This window comes from Caulobacter sp. DMC95 (assembly GCF_056313785.1).
Window position 1 is genome coordinate 301,331 of the sequence record NZ_JBQUZP010000001.1, and the last position, 19,414, is coordinate 320,744.

The window sequence follows — 19,414 nt, forward strand, 5'->3', positions numbered from 1 at the left end:
CGGGGGCTGTGCCCCCCGCTCCTGGCCACCTTGTCTTGGAGGAGACCAGCGAATGGCCGCCTTGATGATCCAGGGCTGCGGCTCGGATGTCGGAAAGTCGGTGCTGGTCGCCGGGCTGTGCCGTGTGTTCGCCAATCGCGGCTTCGCCGTGCGCCCCTTCAAGCCCCAGAACATGTCTAACAACGCCGCCGTCACCGCCGACGGCGGCGAGATCGGCCGCGCCCAGGCGTTGCAGGCCATCGCCTGTCGCACGCCGCCGACGGTCGACATGAACCCCGTGCTGCTCAAGCCGCAGAGCGACGTCGGCGCGCAGGTCATCGTGCGCGGTCGGATGGCGGGATCCTGGGCGGCGCGCGGCTATCAGGACCGTAAGGCCAGCCTTCTGCCGACCGTGCTGGAAAGCTTTCGCACGCTGAAAAGCCAAAGCGATCTCGTCATCGTCGAGGGCGCCGGCAGCCCGGCCGAGATCAATCTGCGGGCCGGCGACATCGCCAATATGGGCTTCGCCCGCGCCGCAGACGTGCCCGTGGTGCTAGTCGGCGACATTGACCGGGGACATGTGATCGCCGCGCTGGTCGGGGCGCACGCCGTGCTCGATCCCGAGGACCGGGCGATGATCAAGGGCTTCCTGATCAACAAGTTTCGCGGCGATCCTTCGCTGTTCGACGACGGTCGACGCGCGATCGTCGAGCACACCGGCTGGCCGGACCTAGGCATGGCGCCATGGCTGGCGGCGGCGCGACGCCTGCCGGCTGAGGACGCAGTCGTGCTGGACGCGAGGTCCGCCGCACGCGACGGCAAGGTCCGCATCGTCGTGCCGATGCTGTCCCGCATCGCCAATTTCGACGAGTTCGACGCGCTGCGGGTCGAGCCCTCTGTCGACTTCGCCTTCGTTCCGCCCGGCTCAGTCCTGCCAGGAGACGCGGACCTCGTGATCCTGCCCGGTACGAAGGCGACGCGGGCGGATCTGGACTTCCTCCGCGCTCAGGGCTGGGACATCGATCTCTATGCCCACGTCCGCCGGGGCGGTCGCGTTCTGGGGATTTGCGGCGGCCACCAGATGCTGGGCCGGCGCGTGGCCGATCCTGAAGGGGTCGAGGGCGCGCCGGGCGTTTCGGAAGGTCTTGGCCTGCTCGACGTCGAGACCGTGATGACCGGCGACAAGACGCTTCGGCCTGTCTCGGGGCGTCTCGCGACCGGGGCGCGCTTCGAGGGTTACGAGATGCATGTCGGCCGCACCACGGGCGCGACGCAGCCGATGCTGACGTTCGGCACAGGAGAGGCCGATGGCGCCGTCTCGGCGGATGGGCGCGTCAGCGGCTGCTACGTCCACGGCCTGTTCGATGGCGGCGAGGCCCGCGCGGCCTTACTGTCGGAGCTGGGCGTAACGTCTGATGTCGTTGATCAGGCCCGCCGGGTAGAGCTGGCCCTGGACGAGATCGCCGCCGTCCTTGAGACCATATTCGATGTTCCGGCTTTGGCCCGCATCGCCGGCCTATCGCTCTAGGTCGCTGGCGCCAGGTCGATCCGCACCAGCTTCCAGCGAAACAGGCCCTGACGCTCCAGGGTGAGGCCGAACACGGGCTCCTCGGGCTTGGCCTTGTCGCGATAGGTCGCCTTGAAGAGGTCCAGTCCCTGATAACCGTAGCGGATCTCGGTGTCGGACTTAGCGCGCGGCTTGGCGGTCTCGACGCGTGGGCCCTGCTCGGAGGGTGAGATCTTCGTCGGCGCGCGGCTGGTCGCGACCATCTGCGCGATGGCGTCCGGCGTGGCGAAAGCGTCGACCGCCTTGTCGACCACGCCGACCATCAGGAGCTGGCCGAACGCCGCGAACGGATTGTCGCGAAGCTCCGGATCCTGCTCGAACGCCCGGGTCATCGCCGTCTTGAGCTGGGACTTCAGACTGTCGCGGACGGCGGGGAAGTCGACGAGGCGCTCCAGCTTGGCGCGATCACCGGCCTTGGCCGCCTCCGTCAGGCTGTGCAGGGCAAGGACCGGGGAAGCGAAATAGGCCGCAACGAAGGCGGCCAGCACAAGGCCGATGGCCCCGCCGGTCAAGATACGCTTGGCACGAGTCATGACGTCCTCCAGACCTGATTGGGTCAGAGCCGGGCGGGGCGGTCAACCGACAGCGCTACCCGGCTGGAGCGCGGGAGGCCCCAAGGATCTGGATCCAGACCGGCGGCCGCTTACCGGTTCGCCCTGCCAGGTCGTCCCTGAGCGCAACGAACCGTGCGTCCAAGAGGCTGGCCAAGCTGTAGGTTCCCACACCGTTGCCGACATCCCAGGCGTGCGGCGCGTACTCCTTCTGGCCCGAGGCGGCGCGGTCGCGATCGAACTGGATCTTGGAGTTGGCGAACTCGATATGCGTCTTGTCGCCCCGGGCATAGGCGGCCAGCCAGTCGAGCGATCTGGGCAGGCTGGCGCTCTTCTCGCTCTTCCAGGCGAACCAGTCTTCGCCGTGGGCCTGGGCCGCTAGAGCGGCCATCATCAGCGGATCCAGATTGTAGGTCACATAGTGCAGGGCGTCGCGCTCGTGGAAATCGTACGTCGACCCGTCGGCGTAGAGATTGACGGCGATCTGTCTGCGGAACGCCTGCCGAGCGCGGGCGATGACGGCGGCGTCGCCGGTCTGGTAGGCGGCGAGGGTCGCCAGCTTGATCCGATGGCTTTGCCAGTTGGTCTCGGCGTTACGCGGCCCGGCGTCCATGGCGTCGAGATAGCCGACCGCCATCTTGCGCCAGAAGGCGTCGAGCTTGGCCTGGGCTGACGGGGGCAGCTCGTTTCGCGTCAGGTCGTAGGCCAGGATCAGGGTGTCGAAACCCGTCTCGTCGATCGGGTTGAACGACATCTGGTAGACGTCCGCCCAGGCCTCCAGATAGCGCCCTGTGGCGTCCAGGAAGCGGCGATCCCCGGTCAGGCGCCACGCGATGGCGAGGTTCAGAACGATCGGTTGGTCCTGCTTGGCCTTGATGCTGATGTCGCGGATGCCCTGGCCGGGAAGGGTGCCTTCGGTATGCAGGCGGGGCAGGGGGGCGGGAGGACGGTCAACGGTTTCCAGCGCGCGGGCGACGACCGCGTCGCGCAGCGCGGGGGCGACGGGACCCTGGCCGAAGGTCTTTCCCAGGATCGCAAACTCCGCAGCGTGCGCTGCGACCGGCGTTAAAAGCGCAGCGGCCAGGATGGCGAGCCCCTTGGTCCTCATGACGATCTCCCAAAATGGCTCGTCACGAAACCGCGAGCCTGGCGAAAGATATCTGGCCACTGGCGCAGCATGTCAATAATTGGTCATGCCAATAATTGAAAATTGGCCATTTCAGATGACTGCCACACGTCGTGGACGTTGAGCGGCTTGTGTTGCTCTGCTTTCCTGATCATGTTCCCGGCGCTCGTAGGGGGAGCCCATTTGACCACCAAAAGACCCACAATCGACGATGTCGCCCGGCTGTCGGGCGTGGCGCGCGTGACGGTCTCGCGGGTGCTGAATGGCGGCCCAAACGTTCGCGACGAGGTTCGCGCGCGGGTGATGCAGGCGGTCGAGACACTGGATTACAAGGTCAATCCGCAGGCTCGTAGCCTCGCGGGCGGGGCCAGCCGGTTGCTGGCGTTTGTCTTTGCGTCCGACCCCGAAAACGAGCCGAACTCCTACTACGAGTCCGCGCTGGAGCTGGGCGCGCTGCGAGCCTGCCTGGCGCTGGGCTATCAGGTTCTGGTCCAGAATGTTCCGCAACAGACGCCGGATCGTGAGAAGCGGATCCTGGATCTGATCAAGACCCAGCGCTGCGAAGGCCTGATCCTGTCACCGCCCTACAGCGACGACGTGGCGCTGATCGAGGCGGCGCTCGCCCAAGGCTGCAAGGTCGTGACGGTCTCGCCCGGCGGGCCTGGACGCGGGAAGGCCGACGGGGTCGGCGTCGACGACGAGGCCGGCGGCTACGACATGACCCGCGAGCTCCTGCGCCTGGGTCATCGGCGATTCGGCTTCATCGCCGGCCTGGAAGGGCACCTTTCGGCCGACCGCCGCCTCCGGGGCTTTCGCAAGGCGCTCGCCGAGCAAGGGTTGGGGGAGGGCGACTGTGTCGTCCTGCGGGGCGATTTCACGTTCCGATCCGGCACCCGCCTAGCGCCGGAGCTTCTCGACCATCCGCTCAAGCCCACCGCGCTGGTCTGCGCCAATGACGACATGGCGGCGGGCGTGCTGTCCGCAGCCCACGCGCGGGGTCTCAGCATCCCGCAGGACTTGTCGATCACGGGGTTCGATGACGCCCCGGTCGCCGGCATCGTCTGGCCGCCGCTCACCACCGTGCACCAGCCGGTGAAGGTCCTTGGCCAGCGCGCCGTCGAACTTCTGGTGGCGCGCTTGACCGGCGTGAACGTCTCCAACGCGGCGATCTTCGACGAGCTCGAGCACGCCGTCGTCACGCGGCAAACCACGACCGCCCCCGCGCTCTAGATCGACTGATCTTGACAACGTTGTCGCCCTGAGCGCAATTGGAAGCGCTTCCATAGAGGCGCTTTCACGGCTATTGAGCCTGACAACGAGAACGATACGTCGCCGTAGCAGGGCGAGATCAGAGGGGGAGAGCTAATGCGAAACCGCACCAACAGCGGCGCGCGTCCGTCCAACAAGCGATTCTACGGCACGGCTTCGGCCGCTGCGATCACCCTGGCTCTGGCCGGATCGGGCGCCGCCTGGGCGCAAACCGCGCCTCAGAAGACGACGCCCGAAGACGACGCTGTCGAAGCCATCGTCGTAACCGGCATCAAGGCCGGCATCCAGAACTCGATCAACATCAAGAAGAACGAGACCTCGATCGTCGAGGCCGTCTCGGCCGAGGACATCGGCAAGCTGCCCGACGTCTCGATTGGCGAGTCGATCGCGCGTCTGCCGGGTCTGGCCGCGCAGCGGGTCAACGGCCGTGCGCAGGTTATCTCGATCCGCGGCCTCGCCCCGGACTTCACCACGACGCTGCTGAACGGTCGCCAGCAGGCCAGCTCCGGTGATAACCGCGCTGTCGAGTTCGACCAGTATCCGTCGGAACTGTTGTCCAGCGTGGTGATCTACAAGACCCCTGACGCCCAGGTCTCGGGCATGGGCCTGTCGGGCACGGCCGACCTGCGCACCGTGCGTCCGCTGGAATTCGGCAAGCGCGCGCTCGCGGTCAACATTCGTGGCGAGAAGACCGCCGGCAAGAAGCTGAATGACGACGTCAGCAACTGGGGCGGCCGCTATAGCGCCAGCTACATCAACCAGTTCGCCGACGGCACGTTCGGCGTGGCGCTTGGCTACGCCCACCTGGATTCGCCGTCGCAGGTGAAGCACTACAAGGCTTACGGCTATGAGGCCTTCGGCTTCGCCGTTACGCCGGACAGCGCCGACAATGCCCTGATCCTGAACGGCCAGGAGCTGTTTGCGACCTCGCGCCTGAACAAGCGCGACGCCGTCATCGGCATCTTCGAGTACCAGCCGAACGACCAGATCCATTCGACGCTGGACCTCTACTATTCGACCTTCCGCCAGAAGGAGACCACGCGCGGGGCGCAGTGGTTCTCAAACGGTTGGGCCGACGGCGCCACCTTCACCAACGTGAAGACCGAGGATCTGGGCGGCTCTCAGTTCGCCCGCAGCGGGCTGCTGAACAACGCAGTTCCGCAGCTTCGTAACGACTACAACACCCGCATGGACCAGCTGTTCGCGGCCGGGCTTAACAACGAGTTCCAGCTCTCCGAGCGCACCAAGCTGGTCGCCGATCTGTCCTATTCGTCCAACAAGCGGAAGGAACAGATCATGGAGACGTACGCTGGTTACGGCCGCGGCGTCGGCGGCGTGACCCCGAGCACGCCGGACATCGGCCGCGTGTTCGACAAGATCGGCTTCCAGGTCGCCGATAACGGTTTCTCGCAGTACGACGAGGGCTTCAACTACGCCGACGCCAGCAAGGTGACGCTGGGCGACCGCGCGCCGTGGGGCGGCTGGGGCCACGACGGCGCCATTCGCTTCCCGCAGGTCAAGGAAGATGTCACCACGATCGACGTTCACCTCGAACACGAGCTGGACGGCTTCATCACCCAGGTCAGCGCGGGCGTGAACCACACCAAGCGCGATAAGGGTAAGACGGTCTCGGACAACGACCTGTTCCTGAAAAACGGTCGCCAACAGGTCTATGTCGACGCGGCCGATCTCGTCGATCCGACCCAGCTGGGCTTCGCCGGGTTCGGCGGGGTGCTAAGCGTCAACATCGGCGACGTCTGGCGCAAGTATTATAACTGGGCGCCGATCCTCGACGCCAACTACTACGACAAGACCTGGGACATCACCGAGAAGGTCACGACCTTCTTCGCGCGCGCCAACTTCCAGGCTGGCGACCTGCGCGGCAACCTCGGCGTTCAGGTGGTCAAGCAGGAGCAAGCGTCTTCGGGCGTCGTGATCAACGGCACCGAACCGGGCAAGCCGATCACGCCCACCAAGATCAACGTCAAGGACGACTACACCGACGTTCTGCCCAGCATGAACCTGATCTATGATCTGGGCGGCGGCCATCGCCTGCGCTTTGCGTTGTCCAAGACCATGGCGCGTCCGCGCATGGACGACATGCGCGCCAACGTGACGCCGGGCTTCAACTCTCTGGTCTGCTCGGGCCAGCCCTGCGCGCCGGGGACGACAGTCAATCCGTGGTCGGCCAGCGGCGGTAACCCGAACCTGAAGCCCTGGATGGCGAAGGCCGCGGACCTTGCCTACGAGTGGTACGTCAGCCCCGCGACCTACGTCTCGGTGGCCGGCTTCTACAAGAAGCTCGACACCTACATCTACTCGCAGAGCGGCAAGTTCGACTTCACCGGCATCCCGCTGCCGACAACGGCGACGGCGATCCCGCCGGGCATCACCATCAGCCCGATCGGCCAGATCACCCTGCCGGCCAACGGCAACGGCGGCGTGGTCAAGGGGCTGGAGTTCAGCGGCGCGGTCGACCTTGGCCAGTTCGCCGACCTGCTGAAGGGCTTCGGCATGCAGGGCAGCCTTTCGCTGACCAAGTCGAACCTGAACCCGACCACCAGCACCGACCCCAAGCAGAAGGTCCGCATTCCGGGCCTGTCAGGCACGGTCTACAACGTGACGGGTTACTATGAGCGCGCCGGCTTCCAAGCGCGGATCAGCCAGCGCTATCGCTCGGCCTTCAAGGGCGAGGTGGTGCAGCTGTTCGCCACGCGCGGCTTCACCGAGATCCTGGCCGACAAGCAGGTCGACGCCCAGATCGGCTACACCTTCCAGGACGGGCCGATGGAAAACCTGGGCTTGTTGCTGCAGGTCAACAACCTGACCAACTCGCCGTACCGGACCCGTCTGGGCCTGGATGGCGGCGGGACCAAGACCAGCGGCGGCGGCGCGCTGCCCGAAACCTACGAAAAGTACGGCCGTCAGATCCTGTTCGGCTTGAACTATCGGTTCTAGGCAAGGGGCTGAACGGGTCGCTCTCCCCAGCGGACCTGTTCGCCAGGCAAGAACCTATCGGGGCGGGGTCGTCGCAAGGCGATCCCGACCTTCGACCTAACGGGAGGCGGGTGGTTGCAACCGCTCAAGAAGATTCTGATCGCCGGCGGCGGCTCCGCCGGTTGGATGACGGCCGCGCTTTGCTCGCGCCTGTTCCACGGTCTTTACGAGATCGTCCTCGTCGAGTCCGAGGAGATCGGCACGGTCGGGGTGGGGGAGGCGACCATCCCCGCCATCAAGAAGTTCAACGAACTGCTCGGGCTGGACGAGGACGACTTCCTGCGCAAGACGCAGGGCTCGTTCAAGCTGGGCATCCAGTTCAAGAACTGGTGGCGGCAGGGCGAGAGCTATCTCCACGGCTTTGGCGTCATTGGCCAGGACCTGGGCTGGCTGCGCTGCCACCAGTACTGGCTGCGAATGCGGGCGCTGGGCCGGGCGGGCGACTTCAACAACCTGTCGATCAACAACGCGATGGCGCTGAGCAACAAGTTCATGCGCGCCCGGGCCGATATGGCGGACTCGCCGATCGGCCATATCGCGCACGCCTTCCATTTCGATGCGGGCCTCTACGCCAAGCACTTGTCGACCTACGCCCAGGCGCGCGGCGTCAAGCGCCGCGAAGGCAAGATCGTCTACGTGACCCTGCGTCCAGACGACGGCTTCGTGCAGTCGGTGACGATGGACGACGGCGAGGTGATCACCGCCGACCTCTTTGTCGACTGCTCGGGGTTCCGGGGCCTGATCATCGAGCAGGCGCTCAAGACGGGCTACGAGGACTGGACGCACTGGCTGCCCTGCGATCGCGCGGTCGCCGTGCCCTGCGATCGCTCGGAGCACTTCACGCCCTACACGCGCTCCACCGCGCACTCGGCCGGCTGGCAGTGGCGCATCCCGCTGCAGCACCGCACGGGCAACGGCCACGTCTATTCCAGCCAGTACATCGACGACGACGAGGCCGAGCGCGTCCTGCTGTCGAACCTCGACGGCGCCCAGCGCGCCGATCCGCTGCGCATCCGGTTCAAGACCGGCAAGCGCAAGAAGATCTGGAACAAGAACTGCGTCTCGATCGGTCTGGCCAGCGGCTTCCTGGAACCCTTGGAGTCGACCAGCCTGCACCTGATCCAGTCAGCGGTGATCCGCATGGTGCGGTTGCTGCCGGACGCTGGTTTCGATCAGGCGACGATCGACGAGTTCAACCGCCAGAGCGACTTCGAGTACGAGCGGATCCGCGACTTCATCATCCTGCACTACAAGGCCACCGAGCGCGACGACAGCCCGTTCTGGCGCTACTGCCGCGACATGGAGATCCCCGCCACGCTGCAGCGGAAAATGGATCTCTTCCGCGCCAATGGCCGCGTGTTCCGAGAGGACGACGAGCTCTTCACCGAGGAAAGCTGGATCCAGGTGTTCCTGGGCCAAGGCGTCATCCCGCAGGCCTACGACCCGCTCGTCCGCGTCCAGTCCGACGACGAGATCGCTCAATTCCTCGGCGATATCGAGAGGGTCATCGGCAAGTGCCTGAACGTGATGCCCTCTCACGCCGAGTTCGTCGCGCACGCTTGCCTAGCGCCGCCGCTCACGCCCGTTCCCACCTCATAGCCACGCTTACCCGGAGTATCGCCATGACGACCGCCGCCCAGCCTTCATCCGCCTTGCGGATCCTGCGCCGGACAACCGCCGCCGTGGCGTTGCTGGCATTCCTGCCCATGTCGGGCGCGGTCGCGCAGGTGATGCCAACGCAGGACAGCGCGCCTCTGGTCGCTCGGGCGAACGATCCAGCCTGGGTGCGCGCCGACGCCCTCGTCAAGCAGATGACGCTCGACGAGAAGATCACCTACCTGCACGGTCTTTTTCCGCCCAACACCAAGCCGGCGCCCGCCGACATGATCCCCTCGGCGGGTTATGTGCCCGGCGTCCCGCGCCTGAAGATCCCGACCCTGCGTGAAAGCGACGCCAGCCTCGGCGTCGCCAATCAGGTGGAGCAGCGCAAGGGCGACGTGGCCACGGCCCTGCCGTCGGGCCTGGCCCTGGCCTCGACCTTCGAGCCGAAACTGGCGTTCGAGGGCGGCGCGATGATCGGCGCCGAGGCTCGCGCCAAGACGTTCAATGTGCTGCTGGCCGGCGGAGTGAACCTGACGCGCGATCCGTGGGCGGGGCGGAACTTCGAGTATCTGGGCGAGGATCCCCTGTTGGCCGGCGAGATGGTCGCCGAACAGATCAAGGGCGTTCAGTCCAACAACATCGTCTCGACGATCAAGCACTTCGCGCTGAACGCCCAGGAGACCGGTCGCCACGTGATGGACGCCCAGATCGATGAGGCGGACCTGCGCGAGAGCGACCTCCTGGCCTTCCAGATCGCGATCGAGAAGAGCAACCCCGCCTCGGTCATGTGCGCCTACAACAAGGTCAATGGCGACTGGGCCTGCGAGAACGACTTCCTGCTCAACAAGGTGCTCAAGCGCGACTGGAACTATCCGGGCTGGGTGATGTCGGACTGGGGCGCGGTGCACAGCACGGTCAAGGCCGCGCTGGCCGGGCTGGACCAGCAGTCGGGCCAGGAGCTCGACACCCAGATCTTCTTCGGCGACGACCTGAAGGCCGCCGTGGCCAAGGGCGAGGTCAGCCAGGCCCGTGTCGACGACATGGTTCGCCGCATCCTGCACGGGGTGATCAGCTCGGGCCTGATGGACAACCCGACCCCGGCGACCGCCCAGCCGATCGACTACGACACTCACGCCAACGTCGCCCAGACCGTCGCCGAGCGCGGCTCGGTGCTGCTGAAGAACGATCGCGGCCTGCTGCCGTTGGCCAAGACCGCCCAGAAGATCGTGCTGATCGGGGCCCACGCCGATGTCGGCGTGCTCTCGGGCGGCGGCTCTTCGCAGGTCCGCTCGGTGGGCGGCGCGCCGGTCGAGATCCCGCTGAACGGCGGCGAGGCGGCCTCGTTTGTACGCGTCACCTGGCACGCGTCCTCGCCGCTGCAAGCGATCAAGGCCGCTAATCCGGGCGCCGAGGTGACCTATGTCGACGGCAAGGACCCCTTCGCCGCAGCGGCCGCCGCCAAAGGCGCCGACGTGGCCATCATCTTCGCCTGGCACTGGCAGACCGAGGCCCAGGACGCGCCGTCGATCGCGCTCCCTGACAACCAGGACGCCCTGATCGAGGCGGTGTCGGGGGCCAACAAAAACGCGGTCGTCGTGCTCGAGACCGGCGGTCCGGTGCTGATGCCCTGGCTCGACAAGGTCGGGGCGGTGCTGCAGGCGTGGTATCCGGGCCAGCGCGGCGGGCAAGCGATCGCGCGCCTGCTGTTTGGCGAGGTCAATCCGTCGGGTCGCCTGGCCATGACCTTCCCGAAGACCGAGGACCAGGCGCCGCGCGCCAGCGCCCCCGGTTTCGCCGAACAGGCGGCCATCGACGACGCCCGCCGGGCCGGCCAGAAGGCGGGTCCGATCAAGGGCTTCCCTGTGCGCTACGTTGAAGGTGCGGCGGTCGGCTACCGCTGGCACGCCCAGGAAAAGCGCCAGCCGCTCTATCCGTTCGGCTACGGCCTTTCCTACACGACGTTCGGCTACAAGAACCTCAAGATCGAGGACGGCGATGACCTGAAGGTGAGCTTCGACGTCACCAACACCGGCAAGGTCGCCGGCGCCGACACGCCCCAGCTCTATGTCACCTCGGGCCAGCGCAAGGCCATGCTGCGCCTGGCCGGCTACCAGAAGGTCGATCTGGCCCCGGGCCAGACCCAGCGCGTCACCCTGAGCGTCGAGCCGCGCATCCTGGCCGACTACGACACCGCCAAGCCGGGCTGGACTATCGCGGCGGGGACCTATCCCCTGTATGTGGGCCGCAATGCGGGCGAGCCGGTCCTGACCGGCAGCGCCAAATTGAAGGCCTGGTCGAGGAAGCCCTGATGCGCCTGCGCTCTGTTGCCCTGACGGTCGCGGCACTTGCCGCGACCTCGCCGGTCCTGGCCGCGCCCAAGATCCGCGCCTGGGTGACGACCGGCGACAGGAGCCAGTTGCTGAACGCGCAAGCGCCTGTGGCGGCCTCGTCAATCGAGGAGCTCTCCGGACTGCCGGTGATCGCCGTCGATGCGCAGGAGCGCCACCAGTCCATGGTGGGCTTCGGCGCGTCGATCACCGACGCCTCGGCCTGGCTGATCCAGACCAAGCTCAAGCCCGCCGATCGCGACGCCCTGCTGCGCGAACTGTTCGGACGCGGGGAGGGCGGTCTGGGCTTCAGCTTCACCCGCGTCACGATCGGCGCGTCCGACTTCTCGCTGGACCACTACAGCCTCAACGACACGCCGGGCGGCGCGCCGGATCCGGACCTGAAGCACTTCTCGCTGGCGAGGCCCCAGCAGCACGTGTTTCCCACCGTCCGCGCGGCTCTGAAGATCAATCCTGACCTGAAGCTGATGGCTTCGCCCTGGAGCGCGCCCGCCTGGATGAAGACCACCGGCTCGCTGGTCAAAGGTCAGTTGAAGGACGAGGCCTATCCGGTCTACGCCCGCTTCTTCGCCCGCTATATCCGCGAAGCCGCCAAGGTCGGCGTGCCAACCGACTATCTCAGCGTCCAGAACGAGCCGGATTTCGAACCCGAGAACTATCCGGGCATGCGATGGCTCCCTCAGGACCGCGCGCGGTTCTTTGGCGAGCATCTGGCCCCGGCGTTTCAGCGCGAGAGGATCAGGACTCGCGTGCTCGACTGGGACCACAACTGGGACCAGCCGCAGCAGCCGCTGGCGGTGCTGGCCGATCCGAAGGCCAGGGCGTTCCTGACGGGCGTGGCCTGGCACTGCTACGCCGGCGACGTCTCGGCGCAGGACAAGGTGCGCGCGGCTTATCCGGACAAGGAGGTGTTCTTCACAGAGTGTTCGGGCGGCGAGTGGGCGCCGAAGTTCGACGAGAGCTTCTCTTGGATGGTCGAGCAGCTGATCATCGGCTCGACGCGCGGCGGCGCGCGCGGCGTACTGATGTGGAACCTGGCGCTGGACGAAAAGTTCGGACCGCACGCCGGCGGATGCGGCGACTGTCGCGGGGTGGTCTCGATCAACAGCCAGACCGGCGCGGTGACCCGCACCCAGGAGTATTACGCCTTCGGCCACGCCAGCCGCTTCGTGAAGCCCGGCGCGGTGCGGATCGGCTCGCCGGCCAAGGTCGAGGGGCTGCGAACCGTCGCGTTCCAGAACCCCGACGGCCAACGGGTCTTGATCGTCTTGAACGTGTCGACCGCCGCAGCCGACTTCGCCATCGCGTCAGCGGGCGCGCGGTTCAAACTGGCCTTGCCCGCAAGGTCCGCCGGCACCTTCGTCTGGTAGTCTTCGTCTGGTAGTCAATGGCCGGCGCCCCAAGGCGCCGGCCGCGCTATCGGTTCAGCCCTTGGGCTTCAGCATGCCGTGCATGCCGATCCAGCGAACATAGGCGTCGAACCAGCCGGTGCTGGTGGTGGTCTTCGGGTACATGCCAAAGCCGTGGCCGCCCTGTTCATACAGATGGAACTCGGCGGGACGCTTGGCGGCGCGCCAGCTGTCGATCAGGCCAAAGCCGCTGTTGGCGAAGAAGGGATCATCGGCGGCCAACGCCACGAACATCGGCGGCGCGTCGGCCGGGGTCGCGACCGGCGACAACGGGCCATAGATCAGGCCGATGAAGGCGGGTTTGGCGTCATTGCCGCTCAGGGTCGTCGCCAGGGTCAGCATGGCGCCGGCCGAAAAGCCGAGCATGCCGATGCGGTCCGGATCCACCCGCCATTCGGCTGCGCGCTTGCGAACCAGAGCGAAGGCGGCGCGAGAGTCGGCCAGTTGCGGCGCCAGGCCCGCCATCGCCGCCTGCGGATCGGGTCGGGGACGTTGGGCCGTTCCAGAGAACATCTCCTGCATCGACCGCTCGAAGCCCGCCATGTCAGGCGGCGTCTGGTTGAGGCGGTACTTGAGGACGAACGCGGCGACGCCCTTGTCGGCCAGGGCGCGCGCGGCGTCCCAGCCTTCGTTCTCCATCGACAGAGTGCGGAAGCCGCCGCCCGGCGCGATGATCACCGCCGCGCCCGTCGCCTTGGCGGGATCGGGCAGGAACGGCGTCAGCGTCGCCTCAGTGACATTGCGGGCGAAGACGCTGCCATACTGGCTGTGCCAGGACTCCGCAGCCGTCGCGCCGGGCAGGGGACCCGTACCGAGCGCGATGGCGGTCGGCTGCGCCGGAATTGCGATCGGGGTCATCTTGTCATTCTGGGCGGCCGTAGCGCCCGCCGTCGCGACGCACAACGCAAACGTGGCCAGAGCCACACCCATAGATGTTCGCAGCCCGCGCGAGCGCTGCACCTTGCTGTCCATGCGTCTCTCCCTTTCGCATGCTGACCACGCGCCAAGCCCGGTTTGCCACCGTTCGCTGTCATCTGGCGCGTGCCCCTAATCCATTCATGTCTGACAAAATAATCCGCGAAACGCCAGAGGTTCGGTGCATGTTGTCGCGCCAACTCCGCTTCCCATTGGCGTTGACGCTTTGATTTGTCCGAGTAAATGTCAACCGTCGTTTGGGAGGCGCATGATGAAGCTGAAGCTCGCCGCGGCCACGCTGGCCTTGATCGCAAGCCTGAGCGGGCCAAGCCTCGCCGCAGAGGAGGGGGGCTGGCTGCCCCTGGGCGCCAACCCGATCTTCCGCGACAAGTTCACGGCCGACCCCGCGCCGCTGGTCGTCGGCGATCGCCTGTATCTCTATGTCGGCCGTGACGAAGCGCAGCGTGACGAGATGTTCAACATGCGCGAGTGGCTGGTCTATTCCACCACCGACATGAAGACGTGGACCTCGCATCCGCCGATCATGAAGGTCGCTGACTTCAAGTGGGCGCAGAAGGACGCCTGGGCGTCGCAGGCGATCCAGAAGAACGGCAAGTTCTATTTCTACGCCGCCGTCGAGCACGACAAGACGCGACCTGGCAAGGCGATCGCGGTGGCGGTGTCCGACAGCCCGACCGGACCGTTCGTCGACGCGCGTGGCTCGGCGCTGATCACCAATGACATGACGCCCAAGGGCACGCACAGCTGGGAGGATATCGATCCGACGGTCTGGACCGATGATGACGGCACAACCTGGATCGCCTGGGGCAATCGGCAATGCTACATCGCCAAGCTCAAGCCCAACATGATCGAGATCGACGGCCCGATCACCGAGATCACCCCGCCGCATTTCGAGGAGGGGCCGTGGCTGCACAAGCGCGACGGGCTGTACTACCTGACCTACGCCTCTCTGGATCGGTCCACCCAGCGCGATGAGCACGTGTCCTACGCCACCGCGCCGGCCATTACGGGGCCATGGACCTATCGCGGGCTGCTGACAGGCTCAGGCAAGTACAGCTTCACGATCCATCCCGGAATCGTGCAGTTCAAGGGCGCCTGGTACATCTTCCTGCACAACGCGACCCTGACGATCGGCGACCTGAACGGGGCGATCGGACGCCGTGCGGTCACTGTTGAGCCGCTCAGCTACAATCCCGACGGCACGATGAAGCCGGTGATCCAGACCGACCGAGCCGGCTCCTTTGTGGCGACGGTCGTTCCGGCGAAGTGAGCCAGACCGCTTCTGCGGAGCGCTAGTCGCCCCGCAGAACCGGCGCCGGCCTTTGCGCAAGGGCCAAGCTGGCGGCGATGAGACCGCCGAGGGTCGCAAGGCCCGTCGCGCCCGCCAACAGAGCCAGGACGCCGCTCCAGTCGACGCTCCAAGTCGCCTCGAAGACCTTGACCACGACAGGCCAAGCCGCAGCGAAGCCGAACAGCACGCCGGCCGCTCCGGCGATCAGCCCGACGGCGCCATATTCGATCACGTAAGCCAGGAGGATCTGACCTCGGGTGGCGCCCAGCACCTTCAGGGTGGCCGCCTCGCGCGCCCGGGCCCTTGCTCCGGCCGCAATAGCGCCAGCCAGCACCAGCAGGCCCGCCAGGCCCGCCACCGCCGCAGCGCCGCGAACCGCCAGGGCCAGACGGTCGAAGAGGGCGGCGGCCGACTCCAACTGCTCGCGCACGCTGATCACGTTGACCGTCGGCAGGGTCTGGCCAAGCTTGCGGGTGAGGGCGGCTTCCTGGGCCTTGTCCATCCGCGCGATGGCTACGCTGCGAAGTTCGGCGCCCTCCAGCGTTGCGGGGTTGAGGATCAGGTTGAAGTTCGGGCCAAAGCCGCCGAACTCCACCTTCCGCAACACCGTGATCCGAGCCTCGATCTCCTGTCCGAGAACCAGCAGGGTGACCGTGTCGCCCAGCGCGAGACCGGCGGCTTCCGCGATCTCGGCGCTCAAGGCCAGCTTGGGCGGACCGGCGTCGTTCGAGGCCCACCAGCGTCCGGCGACGACACCGGCGTTTTTAGGCTCCTTGCCCAGGGTCGACAGGCTGATGTCGTTATCGAACGCCCATCGCGCCGAGGGCTTTACGCTCTTCGGGTCGATCGGCTTGCCCTTCACCGCAATGATGCGGCCCGTCACGAACGGCATGCGCAGATAGGTGTCCTCGTTCAGCGGACCGAGGACGGACGCCACCGTCGCGTCGAAGGCTGCAGCCTGATCGGCCGGGATCTCGGTGAACACCATGGCCGGGGCGGTGCGCGGGGCTACGTCGCTGACCTGGGCCAGAAGCGCCGACTGGATCAGCACAACGCACGCTAGGAGCGCCACGCCCAGACCGATCGCCGGGCTGGCTGTTCGGGCGGCTGAGCGGGGGCCGGCCAGATTGGCGAGCCCCAACTTGGCGGGGCCTCGGGTCAGGCCACGCGCCTTACCGGCCGCCCAGGCGGCGGAGCGCCCCAGCGCGGCCAGCAAGCCGAACGACACCGCCACACCGGCGATCATGATCGCGGCGGCCATCGCAGTCGGGGCGGTGACGACCGCCAGCGCGGCCAGGCCCAGGCCGGCCAAGGCAGCGCCGATTGTCTCGACGCCAAATGGCAGCCGTCCCTTGGGCGCGCGCCGGAACAGGGCCGAAGGCGGCGTGGTTCGCGCTCGCGCCAGGGGCAGCAAAGAGAAGGCCGCCGCAGCCAGAAGGCCGAACAGCGCGGCCTTGGCCAGGGGCAGGGGATAGACCTTGAACAGCGCCGGCACCGGCAGGCTCGAGCCCGCCAGCTGCCCCAGGATCAGAGGCGCGGCGCCGCCGACGACAAGGCCGATCGCGATCCCCAGCAAGGCGAGAACCGCGATCTGGATCAGATGCAGATCGCGGATCAGGCCGCTCTGCGCGCCCAGGGCCTTCAGGACGGCGATCGCCGGCTCTCGCGCCGAAAGGTAGGCGGAGACCGCTCCCGCGACGCCGAGACCGCCTGCGACCAGCGAGGCGAGGCCGATGAAGCCCAGGAAGTATTCGAGTTGGTCGATCAGCCGGCGCGCGCCTGGCGCGGCGTCAAGTCGGTCTCGCACCCGCATCCGAGAGTCTGGAAGCGAAGCCTGCACCGCCTTGCCGATGGCGCGAGGATCCTGATCGGGCGAGAGCGCGACACGGACGGTCCGGCTGGTCAGGCCGCCGGGCGCCAGGAGGCCGGATCGCTCCAGCACCTCGCCCCTGACCAGCACGCGGGGCGCGATGGCGAAGCCCCGCGACAGGCCGTCGGGCTCGCCAGTCAATCGCGCGCCCACGATCAGGGTCATGGGGCCGGCCTCGAACCGGTCGCCGATCTTCAGGTTCAGGCGATCCAAGAGCGCAGGCTCCACCGCCGCGCCCGGCACGCCGTTTCGATCGGCCAGGGCGGCCTGCAGGTTCGGCGCGCCTTCGAGCGTCACGGCGCCGGCGAGCGGAAACTGTCCGTCCACGCCGCGCAGATTGACCAGTCGCCGCTCGCCGCTCGGCGCCTGAGCCATGGCGCGGGCGGTGGCGGCGTAGGTGGTCACGCCCAGCTTGTCGAAGGCCTGTCGCTCTTTAGGCGTGAAATCGCGGTTCTCGATCGAGAACGCCAGGTCGCCGCCCAGGATCTCGCGCGCCTGGCTGGCCAGCCCCTGGCGGAAGGCTTCAGCGGTCGAGCCGGCCGCCGCGATCGCCGCGACGCCCAGCGCCAGGCAGGCCAGGAAGATACGAAAGCCGCGTACGCCCGAGCGCAGTTCGCGAGCGGCGAGGCGGAAGGCGAGGGGCGTACGGCTCACGAGACGATCCGTCCGTCGGCCATCCGCACGATCCGGTCAGCCCGGGTGGCCAGCACGGGATCGTGGGTGACCATCACCATCGCCGCGCCGACCTCGGACGCCAGGTTGAACATCAGGTCCGCGACAGACGTCGCCGTGGCGCCGTCGAGATTGCCGGTGGGCTCGTCGGCGAAGAGCAGGGCGGGGCGGGCGGCCAGAGCGCGGGCGAGGGCGACGCGCTGCTGCTCGCCGCCCGAGAGCTGGTGGGGGTAGTGGGTGAGGCGACCGGCCAAGCCGACCCGGGCGAGCCAGTCGCGCGCTGTGGACATCGCGTCTCGCGCGCCGTCGATCTCGAGCGGCGTCGCGACGTTCTCCTCGGCCGTCATGTTCGGCAGCAGGTGGAACGACTGGAAGACCAGGGCCGCGCGACCGCGTCGCAGGCGCGCGCGGCCGTCCTCGTTCAGCTTGGCCAGATCCTGGCCGAACAAGCGAACCTGGCCCGCCGTCGGCTCTTCAAGGCCTGCGCCCACAGCGATCAGCGACGACTTGCCAGAGCCTGACGGACCGATGATCGCGACGCGTTCACCGGGGTTCACGACGAGATCGACGCCACGGAGGATATTCACGGGACCGGCAGTCGAGGGCAGGGTCAGGGCGACGGCGTCGAGGACCAGGGGCGCGGCGGGCTTAACGTCGTCGGACATGGCTTTTCCTGCAGGGCCGGTCCTTGTTTGGCCGGCAGCTAGACTACATAGGAAAGCATGAGCCCGACCGCACACCGTTTTCCCAATCGTCGACGTTTTTTGCTAGGGATCGGCCTGCTGAGCCAGATCGCCGCCGCGCCAAAGCCGGTCGTGATCACTGTGCTGGGCGACTCCATCACCGCAGGCCTCGGCTTGCCCGCGCGCGATGCGATGCCCGCTCAGCTGCAGGCGGCGCTGGGGCGACGTGGCGTATCGGCGATCGTTCGGGCGGCTGGCGTATCCGGTGACACCAGCGGCGGCGGCCTGGCCCGCGTCGGCTTCAGCGTGTCGAAAGACACACAAATCTGCGTGGTGGCGCTGGGCGGCAACGATCTTCTGCAAGGCGTCGATCCGGCCCAGACCAAGGCGAACCTGCGCGGCGTGCTGCAGAAGCTCAAGGCGCGCAATGTGCGAGCGGTGCTGGTCGGCGTGGCGGCGCCGCCCAGGATCGGCGCCAGCTACGCGCGTGAGTTCAACGCCATTTATCCGAGCCTGGCCAAGGCGTTCGGCGTGCCGCTTTACGCCAATATTCTTGAGGGGGTCAGCGGCGATCCGGCGCTGATGCAGCGTGACGGGATCCATCCCAACGCCCAAGGCGCCAAGAAGATCGGCGAGGCGCTAGCTGCGGTCGTCGCCAAGGCGGTCCGGTAGGCTGTTGCATTGCCGACGAGACGGGACGGCGAATAGCATGATCCATACTTCGCCTAAGATATATTATCGGAAATATGTGATAGAAGTGATCGACTCGCCGCGCTTCAGCTGCGCAACGCATAACGTACGGTACTCTGGGAAAAGCAGCGCCTAGGCCGCGACGCGAGCGTCCAGAGCGGCCAGCTTGGCGAGCACCCGATCAAGCGTCGAGCGCTTCACCGGCTTGCCGTCGCGCAGCTTCGTCCAGGTCGTTTCGCTGATCGCATAGCAGTCAAACAGATGCTCACGCGTGACCGCCGGCAGGCGCGCCCGCAGGCGTTGGAACACTTCGCGCGAGATGGTGACGGTTTCGGCCATGGTCTTTGGGCGAGTGAATCTCGGGAAAATGACTCTACCGCGTCCCTATGACGGTGTTGTTGGGCGAGCTTATTTCAACGCTGTT

At 66.9% G+C, this 19,414-nt stretch carries 14 protein-coding genes; 8 read left to right on the plus strand and 6 right to left on the minus strand.

All coding sequences use genetic code 11. The features are described from left to right. Positions 1–52 precede the first annotated feature (52 nt). Positions 53–1,507 carry a cobyric acid synthase gene (locus ACT53N_RS01470; protein ID WP_476062222.1) on the plus strand — a complete coding sequence of 485 codons (1,455 nt, stop codon included), beginning with the start codon at positions 53–55 and terminating at the stop codon, positions 1,505–1,507. On the opposite strand, the gene ACT53N_RS01475 is transcribed toward ACT53N_RS01470, so the two are convergent. Further along, positions 1,504–2,079 carry a DUF2939 domain-containing protein gene (locus tag ACT53N_RS01475; protein WP_476062223.1) on the minus strand — a complete coding sequence of 192 codons (576 nt, stop codon included), beginning with the start codon at positions 2,077–2,079 and terminating at the stop codon, positions 1,504–1,506. The genes ACT53N_RS01470 and ACT53N_RS01475 overlap by 4 nt on opposite strands. Before the next feature lie 55 nt (positions 2,080–2,134). Further along, entirely contained in the window at positions 2,135–3,205 is a 1,071-nt protein-coding gene (locus ACT53N_RS01480; RefSeq protein WP_476062224.1) for an alginate lyase family protein, read from the minus strand. 201 nt (positions 3,206–3,406) lie between these two features. Between ACT53N_RS01480 and ACT53N_RS01485 the strand changes: the two genes are divergently transcribed. From ACT53N_RS01485 to ACT53N_RS01505, 5 genes are all read left to right on the plus strand, one after another. After that, positions 3,407–4,453, plus strand: coding sequence for a LacI family DNA-binding transcriptional regulator (locus ACT53N_RS01485; protein ID WP_476062225.1), 1,047 nt, complete (start codon positions 3,407–3,409; stop codon positions 4,451–4,453). Between the two features lie 135 nt (positions 4,454–4,588). Beyond that, a complete protein-coding gene (locus ACT53N_RS01490; protein ID WP_476062226.1) occupies positions 4,589–7,450 on the plus strand; it encodes a TonB-dependent receptor in 2,862 nt (953 codons plus the stop codon). A 114-nt stretch (positions 7,451–7,564) separates the two neighbouring features. Continuing rightward, a complete protein-coding gene (locus ACT53N_RS01495; RefSeq protein ID WP_476062227.1) occupies positions 7,565–9,088 on the plus strand; it encodes a tryptophan halogenase family protein in 1,524 nt (507 codons plus the stop codon). 23 nt (positions 9,089–9,111) lie between these two features. Continuing rightward, on the plus strand, positions 9,112–11,400 hold the full coding sequence (locus ACT53N_RS01500; RefSeq protein WP_476062228.1) for a beta-glucosidase: 2,289 nt from the start codon (positions 9,112–9,114) through the stop codon (positions 11,398–11,400). Continuing rightward, complete coding sequence (locus ACT53N_RS01505; protein WP_476062229.1) at positions 11,400–12,809, plus strand: glycoside hydrolase family 30 protein; 1,410 nt, start codon at positions 11,400–11,402, stop codon at positions 12,807–12,809. The genes ACT53N_RS01500 and ACT53N_RS01505 overlap by 1 nt, the downstream gene beginning before the upstream one ends. A 54-nt stretch (positions 12,810–12,863) precedes the next feature. Here ACT53N_RS01505 and ACT53N_RS01510 read toward each other — a convergent pair whose 3' ends face one another. After that, on the minus strand, positions 12,864–13,820 hold the full coding sequence (locus tag ACT53N_RS01510; protein WP_476062230.1) for an alpha/beta hydrolase: 957 nt from the start codon (positions 13,818–13,820) through the stop codon (positions 12,864–12,866). Positions 13,821–14,034: 214 nt separating this feature from the next. Here ACT53N_RS01510 and ACT53N_RS01515 point away from each other — a divergent pair, with 214 nt between their 5' ends. Continuing rightward, positions 14,035–15,054: a glycoside hydrolase family 43 protein gene (locus ACT53N_RS01515; protein WP_476062231.1), complete on the plus strand. Its 1,020-nt coding sequence runs from the start codon at positions 14,035–14,037 to the stop codon at positions 15,052–15,054. 22 nt (positions 15,055–15,076) lie between these two features. Here ACT53N_RS01515 and ACT53N_RS01520 read toward each other — a convergent pair whose 3' ends face one another. Continuing rightward, positions 15,077–17,599, minus strand: coding sequence for an ABC transporter permease (locus ACT53N_RS01520; protein ID WP_476062232.1), 2,523 nt, complete (start codon positions 17,597–17,599; stop codon positions 15,077–15,079). Further along, positions 17,596–18,282 (minus strand): ABC transporter ATP-binding protein, encoded by a 687-nt coding sequence (locus ACT53N_RS01525; protein WP_476062233.1) that lies wholly within the window; start codon positions 18,280–18,282, stop codon positions 17,596–17,598. Before ACT53N_RS01525 ends, ACT53N_RS01520 begins: the two co-directional genes overlap by 4 nt. Positions 18,283–18,339: 57 nt before the next feature. Between ACT53N_RS01525 and ACT53N_RS01530 the strand changes: the two genes are divergently transcribed. Then, a complete protein-coding gene (locus ACT53N_RS01530; protein ID WP_476062234.1) occupies positions 18,340–18,972 on the plus strand; it encodes an arylesterase in 633 nt (210 codons plus the stop codon). A gap of 150 nt (positions 18,973–19,122) precedes the next feature. Here the strand turns inward: ACT53N_RS01530 and ACT53N_RS01535 are convergent, their stop codons facing one another. Next, positions 19,123–19,329 (minus strand): hypothetical protein, encoded by a 207-nt coding sequence (locus tag ACT53N_RS01535; RefSeq protein ID WP_096051306.1) that lies wholly within the window; start codon positions 19,327–19,329, stop codon positions 19,123–19,125. Positions 19,330–19,414 lie beyond the last annotated feature (85 nt).